We start from the raw sequence: 23,987 nt of genomic DNA, 5'->3' as shown, positions 1-23,987 counted from the left end.
CTGGCGGCGCCGCGCAGTACGGTGGGAGCGCAGTCGAGCAGGACGCGGGCCCTCCCACCGCTCCCGCTCCCGCAGACGCAGAGTCGGATGGACGGGCGACGAAGTTGACGAGGCCGGTGAGCACGGTCGGAACCGCTGCGACGACCGCCGCGACGTCGCCGCTGGCGGCCGCCTTGAGCAGGGCGTCGACCGCGCTCTGAAGGGCTTTCAGAGCGTCGTCCTTCAGGTCGGCCGCCGCCTTGTCGTCACCCGACATGGCCTTGGGGACCGCCGGGACCGCGGGAGTCTTGGGGACCGCCGGGGCCTCCGGGACCGCGGGAGTCTTGGGGAGTGCGGGGGCCTTGGGTGCCGCCGCCGTGGCCGCCGTGATGGCGGCCTTCACCGCTTCGGCGTGCTTCGTGGCCTCCGCGGCGGGCAGTTGGCCGTTGTCGGCCTTGAGGATGTCGTTGAGCAGCTTGGTGACCGGGCCGAGCACCCCGCCGACGTCGCCCAGGGTCTTGATCTGGGCGAGCAGCGCGTCCGCTCCGGGTACCGGTGCGCGGGCCGCCGCCTGGGCGCTGCTGGGCGGGGAGTCGTTCTCGGCGGCGACGGCGGGACCGGCCGCCCCGACGAGGAGTGATGTGCAAAGGACGGAGGTCGCGATACGCCGTGCGGGCAGAGCGCGCATGGATGTTCCCTTCGATGATGCGTCAGATCTTGTGTTCACCGTGAAAGCGGTGAAGGCCGACCGCAACCGAGCGACTGCCATTTGGGGCATGCGGGCCGTGCGGGTTCACGCGGGGCGAAGCGGAACGCACGACGGCCGCCCTCCCAGGGGAGGACGGCCGTCGCGGAGAGCCGGCTGCTGAGGCGTCAGCTGCCGGAGTGTCAGCGGTTGACGCAGTGGTTGCCGAAGGCCGGGTTCGCCACGCCGATGACGTTGACGGTGTTGCCACAGACGTTGACCGGAACGTGAACCGGAACCTGGACGGCATTGCCCGAGGCGACGCCGGGGGAGTGGGCGGCAAACCCCTGGGCGCCGGCGTCGGCGGCAGCGATGCCGGCGCTGCCGGCCAGGGCGGCAGCGGCAACGGAGGTGAGGGCGAAAGCCTTCGCGGTAAGCGACATGGAGAGTTGCTCCTTGGTCAGTTGATGCATCGGCAGGGCGGGGTGCCCGGCCCATGGCTCAACGGGCGTCGCTCGCCCGGGTTGTGGCCCCAAAGGGTGATCTGCGGGCGAGGGGTTAACGCGGCGGCCTCCGGCCGGTGTTCCCGGCGCGCCGTGGACGCGCGGTGCTTCACGAATCCGACACACTTGTCAGCCTTCCTGGATAAATTCAGATAGCGGCTAGTGTTGCTCTCCTCCTGAAGCCATATGACAGAACGAGTGCGGGAAGTTCACGAGGCTAGTGTGACTTTCGCATTTCAATTCTCCCTCCTGGTTCGGAACCTTTCCCGAAAGGGCAACGCCGGTCATGCGCAATTCCCTGGGCCCGCTTCTGCGCCGTGTGGTGCCGTGCGCCCTTTCTTTCGCGGCGTACGTCGACGCGAAGCGGTAGCGCACCTCCTTCCCCCTGAGCAAGGCGCCGTGCATGCAACAGTCATCAACTCCCCTCTGGCCGCGGGTCCTTCACGTCACGCAACCCGTCGACGGCGGAGTGGCCCGGGTGGTCACCGACCTGGTCGGGTCCCAGCTGTCCGCGGGGATGCGGGTCGACGTGGCCTGCCCGGACGGCGGCCGTCTTGCGGGGGCAGTGCGGGGCCTCGACTGCGGCATCCACCGCTGGGAGGCGACGCGCTCGCCCGGGCCGCAGCTCCCGGACGAGGTGCGGCGCATCGCGCGTATCGTCGACGAGCTCCGGCCGGACGTGGTGCACGCGCACAGTGCCAAGGCGGGGCTCGCGGTACGCATCGCCGTGCGCGGCCGGGTTCCCACGGTGTTCCAGCCGCACGCGTGGTCCTTCGAGGCGGTCGGCGGCGTCACCGCCCAACTCGCGCTGCAGTGGGAGCGGTTCGGGGCTCGGTGGGCCTCGCACGTGGTCTGTGTGAGCGAGGCGGAGCGGCGTACCGGGCAGCGTTCCGGGATCGCCGCCCGCTGGTCGGTCGTCCCCAACGGGGTGGACGTCGGGCGCTTCGGGCCCGGCGACGCCGATGCGGGCCGGGCCGCGCTCGGTCTCGACGAGATCCTCGCGCCCGGGGCGCCCCTGCTGGTGTGCGTGGGGCGGCTCTGCCGGCAGAAGGGACAGGACGTACTGCTGCGGGCCTGGGCGGCGGTCGCTCGGCGGTTGCCGCATGCCCGGCTCGTGCTGGTGGGGGACGGGCCCGATGGACCCGCGCTGCGCCGCCAGGCGCCCCCGTCCGTGCTGTTCGCCGGGGACATCGAGGACGTCGTGCCCTGGTACCGGGCCGCCGACCTCGTCGTCCTGCCGTCCCGGTGGGAGGGCATGGCGCTCGTACCGCTTGAGGCCATGGCCTGCGCACGCCCGGTCGTGGTCACCGATGTCGACGGCGCGAGCGAGAGCCTGCCGCCCGGACTCGTGCCGCACGGCCTGGTCCCCGCGGAGGACCCCGGGGTCCTCGCGCGGGCCCTCACCGGTCTGCTCGGCGACCGGCGGCTGTGCGCGGTGCTCGGCCGCCAGGCGCACCGCCACGTACGGAACACCCATGACGTGCGGCACACCGCGGACGCTGTCGCGGCCGTGTACCGGGAGCTGCTGGGCGTGGGTCCCACCGAGTGCAGGGAGTCCATCCACCCGTGAGTGCGGAACGAAGCGTCGTCACCCATGCCGTGCAGCCACGGGCCGCGGACCAAGCCGTCACCACCGCATCGGTCGTCCATCCCCGCGCGGCCGGGCGAAGCCTGCGGACGACCATCGGCCTCGGCTCGTCCGCGCGCCGCCCCGCGGCCTTCCCGCTGCTGGCCGCCGACTGCGCCGCGGCCCTGCTCGGCGCCATGCTCCTCGCCGCGCCGCAGCGCCACCCTCTGCTGGTTGCCGTGCTGGTCGTCGGTGTGACCAGCCTGAACACCCGCGCCGGGCTGTACCGCAGGGTGGCCGTGCCCTCCGCCCTCGACGAACTGCCCGCGCTGGCCTGGCAGATCGCGGTGGCGTGGGGCGCGGCAGGGCTCCTCGCGGCGAACTTCTCCGCGTTCGAACCGGTCTCCCTCGCCGGCCTGGCGTCGGCGGCGGCCCTGCAGTGCGTGTTCAGCTGCGCCGGGCGCGGCGCCGTGTACCTGCGGGCGCGCCGTGCGGTGCTCCGGCAGCCGCGACCGGCGCTCGTCGTCGGCCCCGGTGCCGTCGCGCGCCGGGTGGCCGACGCGGTGCTCCGCCATCCGCAGGCCGGGGTGCGGCCCGTGGGCATCGTGGGGGATGCGCAGGGCGGGCGTCCTGAAGCGGCGGATGGTGCCGAACTGCCGGTGCTGCGCACGCTGGAGGAGCTGCGCCGCGCGGTCATTCAGAACAGCGTGCGGACCGTGCTGGTCGTCGGGCCCGACCCGGGCCCTGAGCAGATCGGCTGGCTGCGGTCGCTGAGCGCGTCGGGCTGTGACGTCTGGGCGGTCGACGCGACGCAGCCGCCGGGGTACGACGCGCCGGGCCGCCGGTATCGCTCGGGGCGCATCGCCGGGTTCCCCTGCCGCCCGCTGGCACCGGTCGGGCAGCGGCACCACAGCGTCAGCAAACGAGGCCTCGACCTGGTGACGTCCGGGATCCTGCTGTTCCTGCTCAGCCCCGTCCTGCTGGCCTGCGCCGCCGTCCTGCGGTCGAGCGAAGGACCCGGAGTGATCTTCCGTCAGGAGCGCATCGGCAGGGACGGGCGGCCCTTCACGCTGCTGAAGTTCCGCACCCACCGGCCCGCCGATCCGCACGAGGCGGCCACCCGGTGGACCGTCGCGGGCGAGCAGCACATGAGCGGGTTCTGCCAGTTCCTGCGCCGTACCTCGCTGGACGAGCTGCCGCAGCTGTGGAACGTCCTGCGGGGCGACATGAGCCTGGTCGGTCCGCGCCCCGAACGCCCTTATTTCGTGGCCAAGTTCAGCCAGATGTATCCGGGCTACGCGGAACGCCACCGCATGCCGACCGGCATCACGGGTCTCGCGCAGATCCAGGGTCTGCGGGGCGACACCTCGATCGAGGACCGGTGCCGCTTCGACAACGCCTACATCGACAGCTGGTCGTTCTGGCAGGACCTGTGCATCCTGCTCCGGACCGCGGCCTCCCTCGTACGCCCGTCAGGGAGTTGACCCGGTGAACAGCGCGTCGATCAGCGTCTTCCCGCCCGGCTCACCGGCCGCCGCGATCTCGGCGGCACTGCGCGGGGCCGCGCCCGTGCTGCCGGTCGTGCTGCTCGTCGGGCTGCTCGCGCTGCCCGTGCCGTCGAGCGGCGCCGACTCCGGGGGCGGCACGATCGCCGACGCCGCTTCCGGTCTCGTGGTGCTCTGGTGCGTGGCCCACGCCGTGCGCACGGCGCGGCGGCCGCTGACCCGGACCGCCGCCGTCGTGCTCGGCCTTCCCGTGCTCGGTATCGCGGTCGCCGCTGTCGGCGCGGGCACGGTGTCCGCCGGGACGACCGGCCTGGTGCGCTACCTCCAGGTCTTCGTCCTGGTGCCCGTGGCCGTCCTCGTACTCGTCAGGGACCGGCGCGACTTCCGCCTGGTGGCCTGGTCCCTCATCGGCCTCGCCCTGTGGCAGGGCGCGCTGGGCGTCTACCAGTACGTCACGGGCACGGGCGCCACCTACATGGGCTCGGACATCCGGGCCGTGGGCACCTTCGGCTCTTCCGACGTCATGGGGATGGCGACCGTCGTGTCGTACGGCGTGGTGTGCGCCCTCGCCCTGGCGCTCGGCCCGGCGGCCTTGAAGCAGCGGCGGGCGGCGGCGATCTGCGCGCTGCTCCTGATCGTCCCCCTCGCGCTGTCCTTCAGCCGCGGCGCGTGGATCGCCACGGCCGTGGCGTGCGGCGCGCAGCTGGCGTTCGCGGGAGTGCGGCGGGCGCTGCGGGTGCTCACCGCCGTCACTGCTGCAGCGGTCGTACTCGTCGGCGGGTTCGGGATCGGCACCGCGATGCTGCAGGAGCGGATCACCAGCATCACGCAGGTGACCGACGCCCCCGACCAGTCGGTCACCGACCGGTACACGATGTGGGCGGCGGCCGTGGACATGTGGCGCGACAAGCCGCTGACCGGCGTCGGGCTCAAGGGGTTCCCCGACCACCGCGACAGCCACGCGTCGCTGGCCCTCTCCTCGGGCAGCGACACCGGCGGCGCGGGCGCGGAGTTCCGCCGACAGCCGCTGCTCTCCCCGCACAACATGTATCTCCTCGTCCTCAGCGAGCAGGGGCTGCTCGGCCTGTGCGCCCTCGCGGGCAGCTGGCTGGCCTGCCTCGTGCTCGGGCTGCGGCGCCTGGTGCAGGTACGCGGCGGACCGGGCGGCGGCCTGGACTGCGCCCTGGTCGCGTGCGGGCTGCTCACGTGGCTCCTTGTGGACTTCGCGTACGCCGACATCGGCGGCCCTTCGACGGTCCTGATGGCGGTCGTCCTCGGGCTCGTCGCCTGGTGGGCGCTGTCCCGGCGGGCGTCGGCCGGTGAGGTCCCGCGATGACGTCGACCACCCGCTCCGTCGATGCCGCCCCGTCCGGCAAGGTGCCCGCCCCTGCCACCGAGGCGGCGCCTCCCAAGGGCTCCGACCCCTCCAACGGTTTTCTCGCCAAGGCGGCCCTCGTCACCGCCGTGCTCACCGTGGCCGGGGCGGTGCTCGGGCTCGGGCGCGACCAGGCCCTTGCGCACTTCTTCGGCGCGGGCTCCGAGACCGACGCCTTCCTGGTCGCGTGGACCGTGCCCGAGGTGGCCACCACGCTGCTCATCGAGGACGGCCTCGCGTTCGCCCTCGTACCGGCCTTCAGCATGGCCCTGGCCCGCCGCCGCAGCGCGCGGGAGGACCCGGTGCGGGAGCTCGTGTCCGCCACGCTGCCCCGCCTCTCGCTGGCGTTCGCGGGCGTCGGTCTCATCCTGATGGCGCAGGCGCCGCACCTGGTGGCGCTGCTCGCGCCGGGCCTGCCCGACCCGCGGCTCGCCGTGGACTGCACCCGCCTGACCGCCACCTGCGCCCTGAGCTTCGGCCTCGCCGGCTACTGCAGCGCGGCGCTGCGGGCGCACCGCAGGTTCGTGGCGCCCGCCGCCATCTACGTCGCCTACAACGTCGGCATCATCGGCACCGTGCTCGTCCTCGACGGGCGCGGCGGTGTCCGGTCCGCGGCGCTGGGCGTGGCGATCGGCGGCGTACTGATGGTGGCCGTGCAGGCGCCGTCGCTCTGGCGGCAGTTGCGGCGGCGTGCGGCGCCCCCGCCGGGCGGCACCGCTACGGACGAGGCGTCGGCGGCGCGGCTGATGAGCGGCGCGCTCATCGCCACCGTGCTGCTGTTCGCGCTGTGCCGGCAGTCGCAGGTCCTCATCGAGCGCTTCCTCGCGTCGTCGCTGCCCGCCGGGGCGATCTCGCACCTCAACTACGCGCAAAAAGTCGCCCAGGTGCCGATGATCCTCTCCCTGATGCTGTGCACGGTCACGCTCCCTGTCGTCGCGCAGGCCCTGGCCGAGGGCGACGTCAAGCGGGCCAGGTCCCGCGTCGAACGCGACCTGGGCCTCGCCTCGTGCGTCGTGCTGCTCGGCACCGCCGTGGTGATCGCGTGCGCGCCGCAGATCATCCAACTCCTCTTCCAGCGGGGCGCGTTCACCCCCGCCGACACCGCGGCCACGACGGCCGTCATGCGCGTGTACGCCCTGGGGCTCATCGGCCACACGCTGGTGGGGGCGCTGGTGCGCTCGTACTTCTCCGGGCATCGGGTCACGTGGTACCCGCTGGGCGCGATGGCGGTGGGGGTCGCCGCGACGGCCGCCATCGGCAGCCGGGCCGTGGACCTGTGGGGCGTACGCGGCATCGCGCTCGCCAACGCGGCCGGCATCAGCATCACGGCGGTCGTGCTGCTGTGCGGGATGGGGCCGCGCAGTGTGCCGATCCGGATCCGCCGGGTCCTTGCCGAGCTGGTCAAGCCGGCGGCCGCGGCGGTGTGCGCCACCGGCTTCGGCGCGGCGGTGGCGCTGCGCGTCGCGTCCCCGCTGGCCGGTGTCGCTGCCGGGAGCCTGACCGTCGCCGGTGTCTTCGCGCTGGTGCTCTGGGTGCTGCGGGCCAAGGCCTTCGAACCCGTCGCCCCTTCCATCCGTTCCGTCATCCGATCCGTCACACGAAGGCGCTCGCATGTCCGCTGACACAGCACTGGGTGAGACGTCCCGGACAGCCCGCCCGCGCCGCGTGCGGCTGCTGCCCGAGGCGCCGATGTGGGTGGCCATGTACCACTCCGTGGACGACTGCGCCGACGATCCGTACGAGATCACCGTCCCCGCCGAGCGCCTGGCGGCCCAACTGCGCTGGCTGCGGCGGCAGGGCCTGCGCGGTGTGAGCATGACGCGGCTCCTCGACGCGCGCGCCCGCGGCGAGGGAAGGGGCCTGGTCGGCCTCACCTTCGACGACGGGTACACCGACTTCGTCGACCACGCGCTGCCGCTCCTTCACCAGTACGGCTTCGACGCCACCGTCTTCGTCCTGCCGGGCAGGCTGGCCGGCGAGAACGCCTGGGACCCGCTCGGCCCGCGCAAGCTGCTGCTCGACGCCGACGGCATCCGGCGCGCGGCCGCCGAGGGGATGGAGGTCGCCTCGCACGGCCTGACCCATGCCGACCTCACGCTCGCCGACGACCGGGAGCTGCGGCAGGAGACCAGCGGCAGCCGGGAGGCCCTCGCCGAGCTCGTGGGCCGCGAGGTGGAGGGCTTCTGCTATCCGTACGGAACGGTCGACGCGCGGGTCGTCGACGCCGTGCGCGATGCGGGCTACCGCTACGCGTGCGCGATCTCCCCCGGCCCGCTGACCGGGATCCACGCCCTGCCGCGTGTCCACATCGGCGGGCGGGACACCGCGTTGCGGCTGCACCTGAAGCTGCGCCTCAACCGGTTCCGCCGGCGCGCGGTCCGTGAACCGGCGGTGACCGCTTGAAGGCCCTGCACATCATCACCGGCCTCGGCGTGGGCGGCGCCGAGCAGCAACTGCGGCTGCTGCTGCGGCACTTGCCCGCCTCCTGCGACGTCGTGACCCTCACCAATCCCGGCCCGGTCGCCGACGGTCTGACGGCCGACGGGGTGCGCGTCATCCACCTGGGCATGTCCGGCAACCGTGACGTGGGCGCGCTGCCCCGCCTCGTGAAGCTGATCCGGGGCGGCGGCTACGACCTGGTGCACACCCACCTCTACCGCGCCTGCCTGTACGGCCGGATCGCCGCGCGCATCGCGGGGACCCGTGCGGTCGTGGCCACCGAGCACTCCCTGGGCGACTCCCAGATGGAGGGCCGCCCCCTGACCGCCGGTGTCCGCGCCCTGTACCTGACCGGTGAGCGCCTGGGGCGGGCCACCGTGGCGGTCTCGCCGTCCGTCGCCGAGCGGCTCAGCCGGTGGGGCGTGCCCCGGCAGCGCATCCATGTCGTACCGAACGGCATCGACGTCGAGCGGTTCCGCTTCGATCCACGGGCCCGGATCGCGGCCCGCCGTCAACTGGGCCTTCCGGACGAGGCGTTCGTCGTCGGCGGGGTGGGGCGGCTCGCGGCGGGCAAGCGCTTCGACGTCCTGCTGCTCGCCCTGGCCGCGCTGCCCGGTGACGTACGCGTCCTGCTCGTCGGCGGCGGCCCTGACGAGGCCAGGCTGCGCGCGAGCGCGCGTGAACTGGGCGTCGCGGAAAGGGTGTTGTTCGCCGGGGAGCGCCCGCACCTGGCCACGGACGCGGCCACGGAGGGCGGTGACCTGCCCGCGCTCCTCGCCGCGATGGACGTCCTCGCGTCGCCCTCGCCCGAGGAGGCCTTCGGCCTGGCCGTGGTCGAGGGTCTCGCCGCCGGTCTGCCGGTGCTCTACGTCAGGTGCCCGGCCGTCGAGGACCTGCCGCCGGGCGCGTCCGGCGGGGCGCTGCGTGTCCAGGGGGACCCGGATTCGTTCGCCCGGGCGCTGCTGCGGGCCCGGGACGCGGGGCCGCGGCTGCGGCTGCCGCTGGACGCCGCGCACCACTACAGCATCACGCGCAGCGCCGATCAGCTGATGCGTGTGTACGAGACAGCTGCCGCCGGCCCGAGCCCGAGACGCCCGGCGCCGAGATGCCCGACCCGAGACGCTCGACCCCGAGAGTGAGTTCCCGATGACCGAAACCCTCAAGCGCAGGCACCGCCCGGCAGGACCGCCGACCACGGTGCTCGCGCGCGTCAAGCGCCTTCCCGCGTGGTGGCTGCTGCCCGCCGGCGCGCTGGCAGGCGCCATCGCGGGTGGCGCGTACGGCGTGGTGAAGACACCGACGTACACCGCCACGAGTTACGTGCTCGCCGTGCCGCAGGAGAACTCCGACCCCGCCGCGGCGCTCGGCTTCGCCCAGGCGTACGGCCGCGTCGCCACCCAGCTCGCGGTGCTCGGCGACGCCCAGGTCGAGTCGGGGGTGTCGCCGCAGACGCTGCGTGACAGCGTGCAGGCGGCCACCTCGCCCGACGCGCCGATGATCTCCATCTCGGCGACCGCGGCCAAGCCCGGCAAGGCGCGCGACATCGCCAACGCGGTGTCGCGGTCCCTGACCAACAACGCCGACCACACCAAGGACAGCACGCAGGTACGGCTGCTCCAGCTCTCCCGGGCGATCAAGCCGGCGGCGCCCGCGTCGGCGGCACCGCCCATGACGGCCCTGGTGGGCGCGAGCGCGGGCGGCCTGCTCGGCGGCCTCGCCCTGCTCGTACGGCCCCGGCGCACCGAGGAGCCGGTGGCGGCCCCCGTGCCGGGACCCGCGCAGGCCGCCGATCTCGGCCGGGAGACGTGATGGCTCCGCACGGCCCCGCCCTGACCGCCGAAGTCTGCACGGACCAGGAGGAGTTCGGGGGGCTCGCGGCGGCGTGGGCGCGGCTGCACCGCCGGTGCCGGACGGCGACGCCCTTCCAGAGCCATGCGTGGCTGCACTCGTGGTGGCTCTCCTACGGCAGGCGCGGCCGGCTCCGGGTGGTGCTCGTGCGCAGGGACGGCGAGCTGGTCGCCGCCGCTCCGCTGATGCGGACGTATCTGCCGCTCCCGGCGCTTGTGCCGCTGGGCGGCGCCATCTCCGACTTCACCGATGTGCTGCTCGACGACGCATGCGCCGACGAGGCCTTGGAGGCGCTCGCCGACGGCCTGTCGAGGCTGGCGCTCGGCGCGCTGATCGACTTCCGCGAGGTCAGGTCGGGTGCCGCCGTGGAGCGGATCTACGAACGGTGGCACGGGCCCCGGCTGCGCCTGACGGACTCGCTCTGCCTCGAACTGCCCACGGCCTCCATGGGCGAACTGCTCGGCCGGCTGCCCACGCGGCGGGCCCAGCGGGTGCGCGCCAACATCCGCAAGTTGGACGCGCTGGGCGTCGAGTGGCGGATCGTACGCCACGACGAGGTGGACGCCTCGGTGCGCAAGCTCCTTCATCTGCACCAACTCCAGTGGCAGGGACGGAAGGTGACGTCCGAACACCTCCGGCCACGGTTTTCCGAGCACCTGATCAGGTCGGTGGGGCTCATGGTCAGGGCGGGCGATGCGGTCGTCACCGAGTTCCGGCTCGACGACACCGTGGTCGCGGCCGATCTGACGCTGCTCTCGCCCGGCCTGGTCGGCGGCTACCTCTACGGCGCGCATCCGCGGCTGCGGGAGCGGAAGGTCGACGTGGCGACCATGCTCCTGAACGCCTGCATGGAGCATGCCGATGGCGACCGCGCCCGGGTGCTCAGCCTGCTGCGCGGCAACGAGCCGTACAAACACCACTGGCGCCCCGATGCGGTCACCAACCACCGTTTCCTGCTGGCCCGCCGCCGCACCGCCCCCGTGCTGCGGGCGGCCGCCTGCGACGCGGCCGCCCGCAGCCGCTGCAAGGAGTACCTGCGCCGGCGGGAGGAGCGCGGCGGCGGTTCCTGAGCCGGACCGCCACCGCGCGATGCCGGATCAGCGGCGGCTCCACCAGTCGAGGCGCATGCACAGCTTGCCGCCGAGCCAGTACTCGACCCAGTCGCCCAGCTCCAGCGGGGAACAGTTGGGCGGATGCGTCGGCGCGACCGGCTGCGTCGGCTGCGGGGCCGGCCCGGTGTCCTTGCGGCCGAAGAGCAGGGACCGGTAGGCCTTGGACGCCTTGGGGTTGTCCTCGCACTGCCACACGCCGTGCGGGCAGTAGTCGGTGACGGTGTTGTAGAGCGGTTTGTGCTTGTCCATCCAGACGAGCATTTTCCGCATGTATTCCTCGTTGTCTCCGTTGCGGAAAAGACCCCACTCGGGATACGAGATCGGCTTGTTGCGGGCGGCGGCGAATTCCACGTGCTCCTGCAGCCCGTACGGCTCACTCACCTGTTCGGCGAAGGACTGGCCCGCCGGCTGGTCGTAGGAGTCCATGCCGATGATGTCCACGACGTCGTCGCCGGGGTAGCACTGCGTCCAGGGAATGGCGTCGCGGCCCCGGCTCGGGGTGAAGTCGAACTTGAACTTCTGGCCCGGCACCGAACGCATCGTGGTGATGATGCGTTTCCAGTACTTCTTCCAGGACTCCGGGTCGGGACCGCATCGGTGGGTGTACGTGGTGCCGTTCATCTCCCAGCCGAGCACGATGACCGTGTCGGGCACCTTCAGCTTCACGAGGCGTTCGGCCAGGGTGCGGAAATGATCGTCGAAGTCGCCCGCTGCGCCCTTGCGGAGCTGCGAGCGTACTTCCCAGTCACCGACATTTTCTTCGTTGCGCTCCAGCATGGGGACGTTGAGCACGAAGAGCCGGTCGTCCTTCTCGCGCCGCCACTGCGCCCAGTTCTCCAGGAAGTTCGGAGCACCCTCGATATTGCTCCACACGTCACCCGGCAGATAGGTGTGGCCGACGCGCAGCTCCGCGCCGCCCAGCCAGGTGCTGAGCTCCGCGATCCGCTCTACGCCCTCGGGGCCGTAGTCGAGATAGGCGCCGAACGCCGGGCTCCGCTCCGCCGGGTCGGGTGCGGTGGGGCTCGGCGGGACGGGTGGCGTGGGGGCGGCGGGAGTCGGGGTGGGCGACGCGGGCGGGGACGGCGACGCGGGCGGTGCGGGCGGGGACGGTGCGGGCGCCGTCGTCGGCAGCGCGGGGCGCAAGACCGGCGGATCGGGCTCCTGCCCGGCTCCCCACGCGTATCCCGGGCCGATCGCGAGCGCCGCCGACACGACGATTCCGGTGGCGATGAATACCGGCCGTCTTCTACTGCGCCGGTGTCTTTGCGGGTTCATGGCGGCTCCTCAAGATGCTCCTCCATCCACTGACACTCAGTCATATGTATTTCTATTGCGCCAATCGAGCCGTTAACCCTTTGGGCGTGCCCATCGCCCGCATGGGGGATCGAATTGAGAGGATTTGACGGTGCTGACTCTCGACACCCGGGTCCCCGCGGTTCTGCTGCGGATCGACCGGAACCCCTTTCATCACGGCACGCTCGGCGCTGTCCGGTCACTGGGCCGTGCGGGAGTGGAGGTGCATGTGGCCGCCGCCGATTCCGGGTGGAGCCCCGTCGGCAGATCCCGCTATCTGCATCAGACCCACCCTGCGCCGCCGCCGGACGCGTCGCTCGGGGAGATCTCCGAGGAATTGCGCCGTATTTCCCGGCGCGTTGCGCGCCCCGCCGTGCTCATTCCGATGGATGACGCGGGCGCCCTCGCCATCGGGCATCTGCAACAGGAACTCGCCGATTTCTATCTCCTGCCCGACCAGGCGAGCGGACTCGCGGAGCGGGTCGCCGACAAGGCGACGCTGGCCGAGATGTGCGAGACCGTCGGCATTCCGCACCCGGTGACGCTCCTGCCCGAATCCACCGCTCAAACGGCCGTCGCCGTACGGCGGCTGGGGCTCCCCGTGGTGGCCAAGTGGAGCCGGCCGTGGCTCGTCCCCGGCGGGGCGGGGCTGCGCAGCACCGTCCTGGTGCGCTCGGTGGGGGAGGCGCAGGAGCTGTACCGGCGCAGCGACGAGGCGGGCAGCCGGCTGCTGCTCCAGGCCTTCCTGCCGGACGGGCCAGGACGCGACTGGTTCGTACACGGATACGTCGACCGGACGGGCGTCGTGCGCGGCGGCGGCTCGGGCCGCAAGCATCGCTCCTGGCCGCGGAGCGCGGGCCTGACGGCGGTGGGGCAGTGGACGCCGGACCCGGACCTCAAGGCCGGCACGGAGCGGCTGATCGGCACGCTGGGCTACCGGGGCATCTTCGACCTCGACTTCCGGGTGGACTCCGCGACGGGCGAGCACTGCCTGCTCGACTTCAACCCGCGGCCCGGCGCCCAGTTCCGGCTCTTCGCCGACGGCGCCGACCTGGACGTCGTACGCGCCCTGCACCTGGACATGACGCACCGTCCGCTGCCGTCGGGCGCCGTCCTTCCGGGGCGCTCGTTCGTGGTGGAGAACTATGCGCCGCTGACCGCGCTGCGGGCCCTGCTGCCGACGGGCCCCGCGGCCACCGCGATGTACCGCCGCGAGCTTGCCTGGCTCGCCCGCGACGACCTGGCGCCCGCGTTCGCCATGGGGGTGCTGTGGTGCCGCCATGTCACGCGGCGCCTGCTCGACCGGCTGCGGCGGGCGGTACGCCTCGGGGCCCCGCCCAGGGAGCCGGAAGGCACCTGCGTCGAGGGCGCCCGGATCGAGGGCGCCCGGATCGACGATGCTCGGACCGACGACGAGAGAGCGAGCAGTCGCTGATGTACGACCTGTTGGTTGTCGGGGCGGGGCCCTACGGCGCCCCGCACACCGGCCTGGGCTGCGGATGGCGCAACTGGCGACGAGCGACCGCCTCGGGATGCCGGACCCTGACGTACGCGAGAGCCTGGCGGTCAACTCGTCCCAAGAGCCCTGCGTGAGAGCCGAGTTCGAGTCCCCGCAGCGCGGGCTCTGCCGGTGGCGGTGTCGTCGAGCGGTGCCGTCGTCCTTGTGTACGGGAAGAACCCGTGCAGGTGATGCGGTCGGCGAACGGGTGAATCGGTTCTTCGGTGGCGGTGGCCAGGTGGTGGACTGTGCCTTCGTGGGACGGGCCAGGTTGTCCTCCGCCAGCCGTCGGCGTTTCCGCCGTAGGTGGGCAATACCCCTGACCGGGCCGGCCCTTCCCTCTCTCCTTCTGGCAGGGAAGAGACCTCAGGGCGTCTCTTCCCTGCCAGTCGGCATGTCCGGCCGCACTAGCGGCGGGATGCCGCGCCTCCCCGGCGGTACAGGATTCCGCCGCCGATCATGAGCGCCGCGCTCCCCGCGGCAGCAGCTGCCAGCAGGTTCTCGTCGCTGCCGGTCGCCGCGAGCACGTCACGCACCTGCGGACCCGGCGCACCGGCGGGCGACGGCTCCGACGGCTCCGTGACGGCCGGGGACGACGACGTGTGCCGCATCGCCCGGTCCTTGCCGTCCGCCGGCGCACCGGCGGGCGACGGCTCCGACCGCTCCGTGACGGCCGGGGACGACGACGTGTGTCGCATCGCCCGGTCCTGGCCGTCCGACTGTTTGGGCACGCGCGCGGTCCGCGGCAGGTGCGGCGTCCCCTCCTCCAGGAGGGACTGCACGCTGTTGCCGACCAGGACGCCGGGCGACTTCTTGGCCTCGCCCCGGGCGGCTGTGGCCTTGGTGCCGGCCGTCGGCTCGGTCTTGTCCGGCCGCTCGCGCGGTGCCGTCGAACCCCCGGAGTTCGCACAGGAGTTGGCGGTGGCCCGGTTGGCGGCAGCGACCGCGTTCACGCTGTTGCCACACGCGTTCGCCGGTACGTCCACGGGAGCCTGCACGCTGTTGCCCGACAAGATCCCGGGCGAATCCGACGCCGCGCCGTCCGCGTCCGCGGCGAACGCGGACGCACCGGACAGGGAGAGGATGCTGGTCGCGGCCGCGGCCGTGAGCATTCCCTTGTTAATGGCCTGTCGCACTCTAGTTGTCTTCCTCTGAGCAGTGGAAAGCCCGCCTTGGAGTCGAGGTGACGGTCCAAGGCCGGCCATGAGCAGCCTGGTGGCTGCGCTACATCACTTGTTGACGCAGGTGTTGCCGAACGCCGGGGTCAGCAGGGCGATGACGTCGACGGTGTTGCCGCACACGTTGGCCGGGACGTGGGCGGGAACCTGGACGAGGTTGCCGGAGAGGACACCCCGGGAGTGGGCGGCGACGCCCTTGGCGCCGGCGTCGGCGAACGCCGGAGCCGCCATGCCCATCGCCATCACGGCACCGGCGATGATCATCGCGCTCTTCTTGTGCTTCACGGATCTTCCCTTCTCCGCGGTCATGCCCATATGGCAGTCGAAACCGAGCGGGCACATCATTTACGCCCCGCGCCATGACCGGCAGTCTGCAAACGAGTTAAACGTGTGAAAGAAACCGTCGGATTTTCGCTGCCCGAGAAATTCACCCGGATCACCGCAAGGGAAAAGGGGCCCCTCGGCATCGCCGGCGGGCCGCCGGTTCACCGGCGGCCCGCTGTTCTGTCCGTGTCGGCCCCGTGGTTTCCTTCCGCGTCAGCCCCGTGGCCAGTGGTCGCGTGCCATGAGGGCGAGCCACTCCTTGTCGGGGCGCCCCGGCACGGTCTTGCCCTGCCGCTCCCAGGAGTCCTGAAGGGAGGTGTAGATGGGCTCCGGAACTCGACGTTCCGGGGAATTCCTGCTCGCTGGAATCAGGCCTTGACGATTCCAGCGCATCGCGAAGTCAGTCATATCCCCTCGCCATCGACGGGCGTGTGTCGAGCAATCTGTTCCAACTGTTCCAGTTTCGGAAACCGGCGAAACCGCGGTGCTTGGGGCGAACGAGTTGTTCTTCGTGCGTGCCGCGAAGGTGCCGCACCGGTCAACGCGGACAGGCTCGCTCTCGCGGCAGGGTGTCAGAACCGACAAAGCATTGCCGCACCCTGTCCAACGCGTCGATGTTTTCGGCGACATGAGGAATCGTCCGAATGAGGGACGGGGGTACGAATATCCTGCTGATGGGGACGGACGGCCGCGACACCATCACGCGGCGGGAGAAGCGCGAATTCCGGATGTCGTGGAAGCCGTGGGCGGCGTGCAGATCTGCATGCAGCGGCGGCTCAAGGAGCCCACGACGAAGTTCGACCTCGCGCCCCCTCCAGTAGATCCGCTCCCGGCATGTGGACAAGGCCACCGACCTCCGGCGGATCCAGCGCCAACAACGCTTTCTCGTCGCCGTGTTGAGCAGTCTGCGTACGGAGAACGTGCTCACCGACCCGGCCAGGGCGGCACGGCAACGGCTGATCAGCCGTCGAGGCCGGCCGCCGTCGTGCCGGCCGGCCCCTTCGGCTTCCCCGGGGGCCCGGCCTCCGTGTGGGGGTGACACGCCGGGGGTAGGTGCTCGGCGTGATTGAACTCGCCGAGATGATCGCGCAGTTACGTGGAGAACTCGCCACGGCCATGGCGGCGGCCGAGCGCGACGAACTGCGCTTCGAACTGGGCGCCGTGGAGCTGGAGGCGGAGTTCGCCGTCCAGCGGACCGGTACGGCGGACGGCAGGATCCGCTTCTGGGTCGTCGAGGCAGGCGCCTCCGCCCAGCAGACGGCAAGCAACACCCACCGGGTCCACCTCACCCTGCAGCCGCGCGTCCGCGCCACGGGGGAACCGCCCTACGTCGCGGGTGACCAGAGCCCGCGCGAGCGCTGAGCCGGGCCGTTGCCATGCCGCAGTCAGCGGGTCTTGAAGCGGCGCGCGTCGCCGAAGTGCTGGTGAGCAGGCCGGGCGGGCAGCCCGGCAGGCGCGGGTCCGGATACCGCGTGGGGAACGGGTGTGTGCTGACCGCCGCGCATGTGGTCGCCGGTCCTGTGACGTCGGTGCGGGTGCGCTTCGACGCCGATCTGGCGGGGGAGTGGAGCGCCGACGTACGCGTCGTGCTCGTCGCCGAAGCCGTGGACATCGCGCTTCTCGAGATCGTGGGCGCACCGCAGGGGCCCACGCTCGAACCTCCCCGATACGAAGGTGTTCCCAAGGCCGATGTGGTGCTGAGCTTCAGCGCGCTCGGTTTTCCCCGCTTCAAGCTGCGCAACGACAGCATGCGGCTCCTCGACGACGGCTCGCCCAGCCAGTACCGCGACTCCTGTCATCTCACGGGGACCATCTCCGTGCTCTCCAACCGCCGCGAGGGCACACTCGAACTGGCCGTCCTCGCGCCGGGCACCGACCCCGAACCGGGCCACTCCCCCTGGGAGGGGATGTCCGGCGCGACGGTGTGGTGCGAGGGCGCGATCGTCGGTGTGGTCAGCGCCCATCACCGCGGGGAGGGGAGCGGCCGCCTCGCGGCGAGCCGGGTCGAGCGGTGGTACGAAACGCTGTCCTCCGCCGATCTCGAGCAGCTCCACCACTACGCGGGGCTGCCCCTGCGTGAGACGAGCGGGTCCACCGTGGTGCAGGGGCCGCCGGCTCCGGTGAGCCTTGCCGGGCTTCCCGCGGATCTGCCGCTGCAGGAACTCATGGGACTGGTCGACGCGTTGGTGGAAATTCCGGCACTCCGTGACACCAATGGTCTGCATCTGGTGCTCGCCAGCATCAGCTCGGAGATCGCCGCCAACCGGCCACGTGACACGCGGCTCAGAATGGACATCTACGGCATCGTGCACACCTGTCTGCGTTACCGGGGCACGCTCGATCAGCTTCTCGAGGCCGTGCGTCTGGTGGAAGGGCCGTCGTCACAAGTGGCCCGGATGGACCGCGAAGCGGCTCAACTGGCCGAGCATTACTGCTGACTTGATGTCGGGGGCGGCTCGGATGCGGGGTTTCGCGGCGTGCCGTGCTGGGTCATCATGAGGGGGAAAGGGACAGCGCATGCACGGAATCGCGGGAGGGGACTTGGCAGCCGTGGAGCAATCGATGCCTGCCGTCGAGTCCGATCTCGTAGATCTCTCGGGGGTTTCTCTTGAAGCGCTGCGTTCCATGGACGGCAGTGCCATCGCGGAGTCGCTCGACTCGCTGCTGCACCACATCGACGAGGCCCGGGCCATCACGATGTCGTACGGAGGGCCGTCCCGTTTCGACTGACGGGGCCTTAGCCGCGCCGTGGCGGACGGCCCATGCCGGTTAGGCCTGTGGGATCGGGGCAGCTGCCGGTCCACCGGCTCTCGGCCGCCGGATTCCACGCCCTCGCGCGGGGTGACGGCGGCAAGGCGGTGGTCGAAGAGCTGCTCGCCGCCGAGCGGAGCCGCCGCATGCTGCTCCTTCGGGCGCTCCATGACGGTCTTTCCGGGGGCGGCGCGTCGCCCGCCGCGGATGGGGACGCGATCTCGTACCGCGAGGCATGGGCCCTGCTGGAGCGTGCGCAGGGGCGGGCGCCTGACGTCTTCGAGGACATCCTGATGTCTCCGCATACGGGGATGTGGATGTCCCTGGCGCTGCGCAGGCTCAGGGGTGTGCCCTCCGAGGACGCGCCGCTGTGGGCGGTGGTGGGGCATCTGTCTGCGCTGGCCGCAGCCGCGGGAGCGCGGGCCGGACTCGACTTCTCGATCACCGTGCCGGTCCGCCGTGGCGTCGCGTTCCTGCCGACGCTGGGGTGTGCGGAACTGGAGGGTGCGGAGCCATGGGGCACGGCCCAAGTCGTCGCGCGGGACGGGCAGGTGCGGATCTCCGGGGCGCCGGTGGGTGCTGTGGTGGTTTCGACGGGTCCTGCTCGGGGCGGACCGGGGTGGCACTCAGTGCGCCGACTTGAGCTCGGGGTGACGGAACATCAGAAGCGTCTGTCCCTAGAGGAGTTGGATCCCTACCGGACGTTTCCCCGCCCCAGCGACCCCGTGCTGCTGTCCCCTGCCGACGCGCGGACGTGGGAGGGCGTGCTCGCCGACGCCTGGGAGGTGCTGCTGCGGGACGAGCCGGAGACCGCGGAGGCCATGCGGGTCGGGCTGAAGTCGGTGACACCGACACCGGCGAGAGAAAGGTTCCGGCCGCACAGCGTGACCGCCGGGGACGCCTTCGGGGGCGTGATGGCGTCACTTCCGGACGATGCCGCGCAGCTCGCCGCGACGCTGGTGCACGAGTTCCAGCACATCAAGCTGGGCGGCCTCATGCGGCTGCGGCCGCTGAACGTGAACGGGCCCGAGTCGGCCGAGGAGCTCTTCTACGCTCCATGGCGTGACGATCCGCGCCCGCTGGGCGGACTGCTGCAGGGGATCTACGCCTTCGTGGGAGTCACGCGCTTCTGGCGGGCCCATCGGCACTCCGCCGATGCCGGACGAGCCCCGCTCGCCCACTTCGAGTTCGCGCTGTGGCGCACCCAAGTGACGTCCACGGTGGGCCTCGTACGGACGCACGAAGGGCTGACCCCGCTGGGACGTCGCGTCCTGGAGGTCCTCGGTGAGCGCTGCGCGCAGTGGATGGGCGATGACGTGCCCGCCGCCGAGTTGGAGCTGGCCCAGGAGGTGGCCGCCGACCACCGGGCCCGCTGGCGGGCGCACCATCTGCGGCCGCCCGCCGCGGCCGTGGAGGAAGCGGTGCTTGCCTGGCAGCGCGGGGACGAGGGGCCTCCGGCGGGTCTCGCGGGCGAGCCCGTTCTCGTACCGGACACGGAGAGCCGCTTCCTGGACACCGCGGCCGTCCTGGCCAGGCACCGGCTCAGCGGCGCCGACCGGGACATGTACGGAGTCGAGGGGGCCGACGAGGCCGACGTACTCCTGTGCCGCGGCGAACGGGCAGCGGCGCGGGACGCCTTCACCGCCCGCCTGACGGGCAAGGGCGCCCCGCTGGACGCCTGGGCCGGTCTGGGGCGGGCCCTTGCCGGTGCGGCGCCCCACAGGGACGCCGCGTGGCTGCTGCGGCACTTCCCGGAGCGGGCCTGCGCCGTGCAGAGCGCGCTGGAGAACACCACCGGGCAGGGTGCCGATCCGGTGCGGCTCGCGGGGTGGTTGGGGCGTGCGGGTCTATAGCGCCTGAGGGGACCGCGGGGCGGGTGGTGCCCGCCCCGCTCATGGCTTCCGGCGTCGCTACAGCGGTACCGGGTCGATGTCGCAGTTGGCGCGCTGTCCCGCCTTGGCCTGCAAGGTGGCCGGGTGCGGAGTGGCCGGCTCCGAGAGCAGTCGGGGCGCGTCGAGCACGCGCTCCATCCGCGCCAGGGTGTCGGCCCGCAGCGGAGTGCCCTCGGCCTCCTCGCCCAGCTCGATGAGGTCCATCGCGAGGTTCCCCGCACACGCCAGCGTGGTCGGGTGGTCGTCGCCGAGGACGGCACGGCAGAGTTCGAGCGTCTGCCGGCCGATCGCACGGGCCTCGCGGTGGTTGCCGAGCGCCGCCAGGTCGCTCGCCAGGTTGATGGCGGTGGCCAGGACGATCGGGTGGGACTGGCCGAGCCGTTCGGTGAGCGAGGACAGCGCGGCCTCGTCAAGACGGCGGGCCTCCTCGGGCTGGCCGAGGAGCCGCAGCGTGACGGCGAGGTCGACGTCCGCGGCAAGGACGTGCGGATGCTGCGGGGCGAAGACGTTGCGGTACTCCTGGCAGGCCTTCACGCCGCGCTCGCGTGCCGCGTTCAGGTCGCCGTTCTGGCGCAGCGCCACCGACAGGGTCAGGGCGGCGATCAGCGACGAGGGGTGGGTGTCGCCGTAGCGCCGGGTGAACTTCGAGTACGCCTCGGTCGCGAGCTCAAGCGCCTGGGTGTGGTCGCCCGCCTTGCGGCACGCCTCGCTGAGCTGGCGCACCGTGCCGATGGTCGCGGGATTGCCGCGGCCGAAGACATCGCGGTAGGCGTCCAGGACGGCCTGTTGGCGGGCGCGTGCTCCTACGTAGTCACCTGTTTCGCGTACGTCGATGGCTACGTTGCTCTCCGTCATCAGCGTCCGCTGGTGGTCCTGGCCCAGGACACGCAGGCGCAGTGCCAGGGTGTGCTCGTCCAGTTCGAGCGCCTTACGGAATTCGCCGGCCTGGCGCAGGCTCGTGCCGAGGTTGTGGGCGGCTTCGAGCGTGGTGGGGTCCTCCTCGCCGAAGGCGACGCGGGCCCGCTCGTACACCGTGGCGTCCAGTTGGGCTCCGGCGGCGAACTCCCCCTCGACGCGGCGCACGGCCGCTTCCAGGTTGATCGCGGCGAGGGCGTCCTCGCGGGTGTCCTCGCGGCCTTCGGGGGCGGTGCGTTCGTAGATCTCCTTGAGCTTGGCGACCAGGTCGACGGCTTCGCGGTGGCGGCCGAGGACCCAGTAGATGTAGCAGAGCCACTGCCCCATGAGCAGTGTCTGCTGATCCTCCTCGCCGAACACGGTCTGCCAGGTCTCCCAGGCCTGCTCGGAGAAGTCGAGCGACACCTCGTGGTCGCCCCAGTAGTAGAGATACCGGGCGATGTTCATGACGAGCTGACGGACCCAGGGCTGATCGGACTTGATGGCGTCAGAGGCGATGACGTGACCGTAGAGCTCCGCGTAACGCGGCCAGTTGGCGGCCGCGTTGGGCGCCTTCGGGTCAGCGGCGGCCAGCAGAGTGTGGGCGCCATGGCGCATGCGGGACTGCTCCTCGGGGGTCATGCGGTTGTTAAGGACCAGCTGAACGAGGCGGTGCATTTCAATCGAGTTCGTACGGTGGTCGATGCGTGCGAGGGAGTAGCGGTTCACCTCCCTTATGGCTCGCGCCAGGCGCATCGGGTCGTTCAGTGTCGCGTCGAGCTCGGGGAAAATGCTGCTGTTTCCGAGCCCGGAGAAAATGGAACGTGAAATCGGGTCCGGCGCGAAGTACGAGCAGAGCTGCAGCAGGCGCAGGGCCGAGGGGCTGCGGGTCTCCAAATGGTCCAACGAGACGTTCCAGGCGGCGGCGACCGGCAGTTGGTAGTCCGGCGGCGGTGCGACCTCGAGGAGTTCCGTGCGCTTGTTCTCGAAGAGCCGCAGATATTCGGATGCGGGCATTCCCGTCTCCGCGCGCCAGGCCGCTGCCTGTTCCAGGGCGAGCGGCAGGTCTCCAAGGGCTTCGGCCAGCTGATCGGCCTCTTCGTCCTGGAGCGGCGGCCCCGAGTGACGCAGCAGTTCCTTGCTCTCCTCGCGGGTGAAGACGTCCACTTCGAGGGAGCCGCCGACGAGCCCCCACCGCCTGTTGCGGGAGGTCACCAGGATCGTGCCGTTGCCTCCGGTGGGGAAGTAATGGCGTACCTGCTCGGGGTTGTCGGCATTGTCGAAGATGAGCAGCCAGCGGGAGAAGGGACGGCCCTCGCGCAGTGCCTCACGCACCGCGGGACCGGCGATGTTCGCCTCGGTGCTGGTTTCGAGGCCGAGGCGCCCGGCCAGTTCCACCAGCGCCTGGCCGATCTGTCCGGGCCGTTCGGAGGGAATCCACCAAACGATGTCGTATTCACCCTGATGGCGATATGCGTACTCGATGGCCAGCTGGGTCTTGCCCACTCCGCCCATGCCGTGAATCGCCTCGGGAAGCACGGTCGTCGTGCCTTCCCGCAAGCGCTCGCCGAGCAGTTCGAGCAGCTCTGTGCGGCCGGTGAAATTGGGGTTCCGTGGCGGTAGATTTCCCCAGACGCGCGGCTGTGATGTGCGGTCCCCCTCTACCGTTTGCTGGGGCGTAGTCGACATCACCGATGCTCCTTCGGAATCGGGCCGAGAGACAGGGGTTCCACCGCTTTTCTCCAGGCTGACTGCGTAGCGACGATCGTGCCAGCCAAGTACCCCTGCGAGCAGGGCGGCGCGCTGCATAAAGCGTCCGGAGAGTGCCCTCAGCGCGGCTAATTCGACGCGGAGGAAACCGATATTGCGGCTGTTCACCCGAGGCATGGCCAAGGTGTCCAGGGGTTCTGCGGGCGAGGGCAGGAGGGCGGCCGCTGCTGTGCCGTCCCTTGCCAATAAGGCGCGTACGTCGTGCAGAATCCGTGCCGTGTCGCTGCGGCGGCCCAGTGCGAGCAGCTCCTCGCGAATGTTGGGGGCGAAGGAGAACGTCACATCCGTCACTTCGTCGCCCTGTGCCCCACTGGGCCGGACGAGTCCGCTCATCAGCAGCTCCGACGCGTGCACGGGGCCCGCTCCCGGTGTGGTCTCCAGGACCTTGCGGATGAGCGGAAGACTGAGAGGAACGGCGGATAAACGGGTGGCGAGAGTGAAGGCCGTGGGAGACGCGCCGGCCCTGAAGTCCGATACGCGTTCCGCCGCCGGCACCGTGCTGTGCGGGTCGGGAACGTCGTCCGTCCAGGGCAGGGCACGCGCGGCGTCGGGCCTGCGCTTCCACTCCCGCGCACGGACGGCGGTCATTTCCAGCCATGGCGACTCGGGGCCCATGACGAGGTGTGTCCAGGCCTCTGCCCAGCGGTTGGTCAGTGCCAGGACCGGTACGAGGACCGCGTCCGATTCGATGTCCGGCTCGTCCGGGTCGCGTGACTCCACCGGGGCCTCGCGCAGCTCCCATTCCAGCTCGCTGTTGGCGGCCCAGGGGCGGGCGGCACGCAGCCGGAACCGGGAGACGTCGAGCCCCGTGCGGTACCAGAGCTGCTGGGGGAGCACATGGACCACGGCGGCCGGACACATGCGCCCCCAGGCGCGCAGCAGGGGCATGACGGCGCCCGAACGCCATGCGGCGCCGAGCCCGTCGGTCACCACGAGGATCACCCGGCGCGGGTCGTCGGTTGCGCCCCCGAGCGGTTCCTCGGGGCGCAGCCGGGCCGGGTCCGTCTCGTCGGTGCCGAGCAGTCGCAGTACGCGTACGCGCGAGAAGTCCCCCGCGCGGTTCAGCTCGCCGATCAGTTCGCCGACGGCCTGGTCCCAGACGCGCATCGTCACATGGGTGTCGATGACCAGGATCGCTTCCGCGCGCTCCTGTCTGCCCGGCCGGCCGGGGTCGGACTGCCCGAGCCTGCCGAGGACGGACGCGGCTTCACGACGTGCCCGCGTAGCCGGTCCTTGCCGCTGCCCATCGTCATCGTTCCGCATATGCGCCCTCAAGGCGTGGTGGTGACGCTGACAGTTGTGCGGAGTCCCGCAGAGCGCGGGCGTGCGTGACATCCACACGCGAAGCGTGGCAGTGCGCCCGCACTGCAAGCA

General features: G+C 71.6%; 20 protein-coding genes. 13 read left to right on the top strand and 7 right to left on the bottom strand.

Translation table 11 applies throughout. The annotated features are described in order from the left end of the window. Together AB0G47_RS13190 and AB0G47_RS13185 are read right to left on the bottom strand one after the other, a co-directional pair. Positions 1-667, bottom strand: a 667-nt coding sequence (locus AB0G47_RS13190; RefSeq protein WP_360767978.1) for a hypothetical protein, incomplete at its 3' end; no start/stop codon positions are given. 200 nt (positions 668-867) lie between these two features. Continuing rightward, on the bottom strand, positions 868-1,107 hold the full coding sequence (locus tag AB0G47_RS13185; RefSeq protein WP_360768034.1) for a chaplin: 240 nt from the start codon (positions 1,105-1,107) through the stop codon (positions 868-870). Positions 1,108-1,570: 463 nt separating this feature from the next. Between AB0G47_RS13185 and AB0G47_RS13180 the strand changes: the two genes are divergently transcribed. From AB0G47_RS13180 to AB0G47_RS13145, 8 genes are all read left to right on the top strand, one after another. Further along, a complete protein-coding gene (locus tag AB0G47_RS13180) occupies positions 1,571-2,737 on the top strand; it encodes a glycosyltransferase (RefSeq protein WP_360767975.1) in 1,167 nt (388 codons plus the stop codon). Then, positions 2,734-4,218, top strand: coding sequence for an exopolysaccharide biosynthesis polyprenyl glycosylphosphotransferase (locus AB0G47_RS13175; RefSeq protein WP_360767972.1), 1,485 nt, complete (start codon positions 2,734-2,736; stop codon positions 4,216-4,218). The genes AB0G47_RS13180 and AB0G47_RS13175 overlap by 4 nt, the downstream gene beginning before the upstream one ends. Positions 4,219-4,285: 67 nt before the next feature. Beyond that, the gene (locus AB0G47_RS13170; protein ID WP_360768032.1) at positions 4,286-5,575 is read left to right on the top strand and encodes an O-antigen ligase family protein; all 1,290 of its coding nucleotides are present in this window, start codon (positions 4,286-4,288) and stop codon (positions 5,573-5,575) included. Next, on the top strand, positions 5,572-7,236 hold the full coding sequence (locus tag AB0G47_RS13165) for a lipid II flippase MurJ (protein WP_360767969.1): 1,665 nt from the start codon (positions 5,572-5,574) through the stop codon (positions 7,234-7,236). Before AB0G47_RS13170 ends, AB0G47_RS13165 begins: the two co-directional genes overlap by 4 nt. A gap of 67 nt (positions 7,237-7,303) precedes the next feature. Further along, on the top strand, positions 7,304-8,017 hold the full coding sequence (locus AB0G47_RS13160; protein WP_360768029.1) for a polysaccharide deacetylase family protein: 714 nt from the start codon (positions 7,304-7,306) through the stop codon (positions 8,015-8,017). Further along, entirely contained in the window at positions 8,014-9,192 is a 1,179-nt protein-coding gene (locus tag AB0G47_RS13155; protein WP_360767966.1) for a glycosyltransferase, read from the top strand. The genes AB0G47_RS13160 and AB0G47_RS13155 overlap by 4 nt, the downstream gene beginning before the upstream one ends. Positions 9,193-9,199: 7 nt before the next feature. Next, complete coding sequence (locus tag AB0G47_RS13150; RefSeq protein ID WP_360767963.1) at positions 9,200-9,862, top strand: lipopolysaccharide biosynthesis protein; 663 nt, start codon at positions 9,200-9,202, stop codon at positions 9,860-9,862. Further along, the gene (locus tag AB0G47_RS13145; RefSeq protein ID WP_360767961.1) at positions 9,862-10,971 is read left to right on the top strand and encodes a GNAT family N-acetyltransferase; all 1,110 of its coding nucleotides are present in this window, start codon (positions 9,862-9,864) and stop codon (positions 10,969-10,971) included. Before AB0G47_RS13150 ends, AB0G47_RS13145 begins: the two co-directional genes overlap by 1 nt. A 27-nt stretch (positions 10,972-10,998) precedes the next feature. Here AB0G47_RS13145 and AB0G47_RS13140 read toward each other — a convergent pair whose 3' ends face one another. After that, positions 10,999-12,288, bottom strand: coding sequence for a glycosyl hydrolase (locus AB0G47_RS13140; protein WP_360767958.1), 1,290 nt, complete (start codon positions 12,286-12,288; stop codon positions 10,999-11,001). A gap of 130 nt (positions 12,289-12,418) precedes the next feature. Here AB0G47_RS13140 and AB0G47_RS13135 point away from each other — a divergent pair, with 130 nt between their 5' ends. Then, complete coding sequence (locus tag AB0G47_RS13135; RefSeq protein WP_360767956.1) at positions 12,419-13,741, top strand: ATP-grasp domain-containing protein; 1,323 nt, start codon at positions 12,419-12,421, stop codon at positions 13,739-13,741. Between the two features lie 470 nt (positions 13,742-14,211). Here AB0G47_RS13135 and AB0G47_RS13130 read toward each other — a convergent pair whose 3' ends face one another. The 3 genes from AB0G47_RS13130 to AB0G47_RS13120 form a co-directional block, all read right to left on the bottom strand. Further along, positions 14,212-14,940 carry a chaplin gene (locus AB0G47_RS13130; RefSeq protein WP_360767954.1) on the bottom strand — a complete coding sequence of 243 codons (729 nt, stop codon included), beginning with the start codon at positions 14,938-14,940 and terminating at the stop codon, positions 14,212-14,214. A 93-nt stretch (positions 14,941-15,033) separates the two neighbouring features. Next, a complete protein-coding gene (locus tag AB0G47_RS13125) occupies positions 15,034-15,291 on the bottom strand; it encodes a chaplin (protein ID WP_360767951.1) in 258 nt (85 codons plus the stop codon). Between the two features lie 228 nt (positions 15,292-15,519). Further along, positions 15,520-15,714: a hypothetical protein gene (locus tag AB0G47_RS13120; RefSeq protein WP_360767948.1), complete on the bottom strand. Its 195-nt coding sequence runs from the start codon at positions 15,712-15,714 to the stop codon at positions 15,520-15,522. 654 nt (positions 15,715-16,368) lie between these two features. Here AB0G47_RS13120 and AB0G47_RS13115 point away from each other — a divergent pair. The 4 genes from AB0G47_RS13115 (at position 16,369) to AB0G47_RS13100 (ending at position 19,910) form a co-directional block, all read left to right on the top strand. After that, positions 16,369-16,668 (top strand): trypco2 family protein, encoded by a 300-nt coding sequence (locus AB0G47_RS13115; RefSeq protein WP_360767946.1) that lies wholly within the window; start codon positions 16,369-16,371, stop codon positions 16,666-16,668. A gap of 14 nt (positions 16,669-16,682) precedes the next feature. Then, positions 16,683-17,744 (top strand): trypsin-like peptidase domain-containing protein, encoded by a 1,062-nt coding sequence (locus AB0G47_RS13110; protein ID WP_360767944.1) that lies wholly within the window; start codon positions 16,683-16,685, stop codon positions 17,742-17,744. Positions 17,745-17,868: 124 nt separating this feature from the next. Further along, on the top strand, positions 17,869-18,036 hold the full coding sequence (locus AB0G47_RS13105; protein ID WP_266870481.1) for a hypothetical protein: 168 nt from the start codon (positions 17,869-17,871) through the stop codon (positions 18,034-18,036). Between the two features lie 32 nt (positions 18,037-18,068). After that, positions 18,069-19,910, top strand: coding sequence for an HEXXH motif domain-containing protein (locus AB0G47_RS13100; protein ID WP_360767940.1), 1,842 nt, complete (start codon positions 18,069-18,071; stop codon positions 19,908-19,910). Positions 19,911-19,967: 57 nt separating this feature from the next. Here AB0G47_RS13100 and fxsT read toward each other — a convergent pair whose 3' ends face one another. After that, positions 19,968-23,876 (bottom strand): FxSxx-COOH system tetratricopeptide repeat protein, encoded by a 3,909-nt coding sequence (fxsT, locus tag AB0G47_RS13095; RefSeq protein WP_360767938.1) that lies wholly within the window; start codon positions 23,874-23,876, stop codon positions 19,968-19,970. Positions 23,877-23,987 lie beyond the last annotated feature (111 nt).

The sequence above is a fragment of the Streptomyces sp. NPDC021622 genome, assembly GCF_040640795.1.
Taxonomy (GTDB): Bacteria; Actinomycetota; Actinomycetes; order Streptomycetales; family Streptomycetaceae; genus Streptomyces.
The sequence above is the reverse complement of the archived record's forward strand: the minus strand, read 5'-3'. Positions and strand labels throughout refer to the sequence as shown.

Coding starts and splice junctions, on each gene's coding strand:
- AB0G47_RS13105 (WP_266870481.1), top strand. CDS start 17,869: ATGCCTGCCGTCGAGTCCGATCTCGTAGATCTCTCGGGGGTTTCTCTT.
- AB0G47_RS13160 (WP_360768029.1), top strand. CDS start 7,304: ATGTGGGTGGCCATGTACCACTCCGTGGACGACTGCGCCGACGATCCG.
- AB0G47_RS13140 (WP_360767958.1), bottom strand. CDS start 12,288: ATGAACCCGCAAAGACACCGGCGCAGTAGAAGACGGCCGGTATTCATC.
- AB0G47_RS13185 (WP_360768034.1), bottom strand. CDS start 1,107: ATGTCGCTTACCGCGAAGGCTTTCGCCCTCACCTCCGTTGCCGCTGCC.
- AB0G47_RS13120 (WP_360767948.1), bottom strand. CDS start 15,714: ATGACTGACTTCGCGATGCGCTGGAATCGTCAAGGCCTGATTCCAGCG.
- AB0G47_RS13100 (WP_360767940.1), top strand. CDS start 18,069: ATGCCGGTTAGGCCTGTGGGATCGGGGCAGCTGCCGGTCCACCGGCTC.
- AB0G47_RS13150 (WP_360767963.1), top strand. CDS start 9,200: ATGACCGAAACCCTCAAGCGCAGGCACCGCCCGGCAGGACCGCCGACC.
- AB0G47_RS13165 (WP_360767969.1), top strand. CDS start 5,572: ATGACGTCGACCACCCGCTCCGTCGATGCCGCCCCGTCCGGCAAGGTG.
- AB0G47_RS13110 (WP_360767944.1), top strand. CDS start 16,683: ATGCCGCAGTCAGCGGGTCTTGAAGCGGCGCGCGTCGCCGAAGTGCTG.
- AB0G47_RS13145 (WP_360767961.1), top strand. CDS start 9,862: ATGGCTCCGCACGGCCCCGCCCTGACCGCCGAAGTCTGCACGGACCAG.
- fxsT (WP_360767938.1), bottom strand. CDS start 23,876: ATGCGGAACGATGACGATGGGCAGCGGCAAGGACCGGCTACGCGGGCA.
- AB0G47_RS13125 (WP_360767951.1), bottom strand. CDS start 15,291: ATGACCGCGGAGAAGGGAAGATCCGTGAAGCACAAGAAGAGCGCGATG.
- AB0G47_RS13180 (WP_360767975.1), top strand. CDS start 1,571: ATGCAACAGTCATCAACTCCCCTCTGGCCGCGGGTCCTTCACGTCACG.